The 2,077-nt window shown below is 63.0% G+C and carries 3 protein-coding genes and 1 pseudogene; 2 read left to right on the top strand and 2 right to left on the bottom strand.

All coding sequences use genetic code 11. From position 1 onward, the window contains the following. A pseudogene (locus L9Z73_RS29740) lies at positions 1-167 on the bottom strand (EamA/RhaT family transporter); the annotation flags it as partial. Between the two features lie 187 nt (positions 168-354). Between L9Z73_RS29740 and L9Z73_RS29745 the strand changes: the two are divergent. Further along, positions 355-936, top strand: a complete 582-nt coding sequence (locus L9Z73_RS29745; RefSeq protein WP_247408487.1) for a DJ-1/PfpI family protein — start codon at positions 355-357, stop codon at positions 934-936. Between the two features lie 18 nt (positions 937-954). Continuing rightward, a complete protein-coding gene (locus L9Z73_RS29750) occupies positions 955-1,254 on the top strand; it encodes a ribbon-helix-helix domain-containing protein (RefSeq protein WP_247408489.1) in 300 nt (99 codons plus the stop codon). A 137-nt stretch (positions 1,255-1,391) separates the two neighbouring features. On the opposite strand, the gene L9Z73_RS29755 is transcribed toward L9Z73_RS29750, so the two are convergent. Continuing rightward, positions 1,392-2,077: FecR family protein (locus tag L9Z73_RS29755; protein ID WP_247408492.1), on the bottom strand; the 686-nt coding region annotated here is incomplete at its 5' end.

Genomic DNA, 2,077 nt, shown 5'->3' on the forward strand with positions numbered 1-2,077 from the left:
CACAGCAACAGCGCGGCCGCCGGGATCGCGGCGAACAACGCACGGCCCAGGCCGTTGAGCAACGGGTGGATTTCCTGCACCACGATACGCGTGAAGGGCAGGGTCAGGCTGAAGATGATGACGCCCAGCAGGCCGAGGGCCATGCCAGTGTTTTCGCGCGAACTCATGGCGGGAACCGGAATCGAGGGGTCGGAGGTGAGCGCTCATCTAGCCACAGCCTCCGGGAATCGGGTGCCTACAGCTGGGTGCAGATTGATCCGTACAGTTGTAGTAGCGGGGGATTACCCGGCCCGTCGGCACGCGCCTATCTTGGCTACTCTTGTCTGCCCAACCGTTGAACTGGAGAAATGCCCCATGGCCGCGAAAAAGATCCTGATGCTGGTCGGCGATTACGTCGAAGACTATGAAGTGATGGTGCCCTTCCAGGCGCTGCTGATGGTCGGTCACATCGTCCATGCGGTGTGCCCCGACAAGACGGCCGGCCAGACCGTGCGCACGGCGATCCATGACTTTGAAGGCGACCAGACCTACAGCGAAAAGCCCGGTCACCTGTTCGCCCTGAATGCGGATTTCGCCCAGGTCGAAGCCGCCGACTACGACGCGCTGCTGGTGCCTGGTGGTCGTGCGCCGGAATACCTGCGCCTGAATGAAAAAGTCCTGCAACTGGTGCGCGCCTTCGATCAGGCCGGCAAGCCGATTGCTGCGGTGTGCCACGGCGCGCAACTGCTGGCGGCGGCGGGTATCCTCGATGGCCGCGAGTGCAGTGCCTACCCGGCCTGTGCCCCGGAAGTGCGCCTGGCAGGCGGTTCGTTCATCGATATTCCAGTGACCCACAGCCACGTTCAAGGCAATCTGGTCACGGCACCGGCCTGGCCGGCGCATCCAAGTTGGCTGGCAGGGTTCCTCGGCCTGCTGGGTACGAAAATCACCTTGTAAGCAACGGAGGTCATCGCCATGTGCGAGCTGTACGTCAAGGCCGACCCGATTCTCTATGAGTCTCGCTCGCGCTCCCTGCGCATCTGCGGCGTCGTCACCACCGTGCGCCTGGAAAACCAGTTCTGGGACATCCTCAGCGAAATCGCCAGCGTGGATGGCATGACCACCAATCAACTGATCACCAAGCTGTACGAGGAAGTCATGGACTACCGCGGCGAGGTGGTCAATTTTGCCTCGTTTCTGCGCGTCAGCTGTACCCGCTACTTGAGCAAGCAGCGCACACAGACCGCCGAGTTGAGCCTGGTGCGCAACCGCTAGGCCGAATGGGTGTCGACCGTGTCGCGCTTGGCCAGGAAACGCTTCAACGCCCTTCGTAGCCTTAGCGGTCGATGTCGGGTAGCTCCCGGCGGGGAACGGCGTCCAACGGTTGCGGTGGGAGCGTGGTTGTTCCGGGATTATTTCCGCGGTTCGATTCTGACAATGCCCTCGGCCGAGGTCACGGTTTTCACCGGCAACAAGGCGGGCAGGGCGTTGAGCAGGGCATCCGGGTCATTCACATCCAGATTGCCCGACACCTTCAGATGCGCCACGGCGTGACTCACCTGCAGCGGAGGTTGGGGACGGTACAAACTCAATTCATCGATCAGGCTGGCCAGTTCGCGATTGCGGAACGACAAGTGCCCGCTGCGCCAGTCGGCGACCTCCTCGGCGATGAGGGGTTGCTGTTGCACGGAGCCATTGGCGTAGCTGAAGGTGGCGCGTTGCTGGGCGCCGAGCAACGCGACCGGGGTTTTCGCATCCGGTGCAAACGCCACCTGGCCGCGGGCAACACTGACCACCAGTTGCTGCTGGCTGCGTCGCACATCGAAAGCGGTGCCCACCACGCGCACCGTCGCTTCGCCGGCTTGCACGTACAGGGGGCGTTCCTTGTCGGCTGCTACTTCGATATACAGCTGGCCCTTATCCAGGTGAACGATGCGTTGGTGGGCGCTGAAGTCCACGCGCAGGCGTGTGTTGGCATTCACGTAGAGACGGCTGCCATCGGGCAGGTTCAGGGTGCGCATGCCCTTGGCGTGGGCGGCGACCTGGGTGTGATACAGCTCGCGCGGGGCGCCGACGGGTGTGGCCAGTACGGCAAGCC

The sequence above is a fragment of the Pseudomonas emilianonis genome, assembly GCF_023072625.1.
Lineage (GTDB): Bacteria > Pseudomonadota > Gammaproteobacteria > Pseudomonadales > Pseudomonadaceae > Aquipseudomonas > Aquipseudomonas paraveronii.

Bases quoted from the DNA above. Each gene is read 5' to 3' on its own strand.
- L9Z73_RS29745 (WP_247408487.1), top strand. From the start codon at position 355: ATGGCCGCGAAAAAGATCCTGATGCTGGTCGGCGATTACGTCGAAGAC.
- L9Z73_RS29750 (WP_247408489.1), top strand. From the start codon at position 955: ATGTGCGAGCTGTACGTCAAGGCCGACCCGATTCTCTATGAGTCTCGC.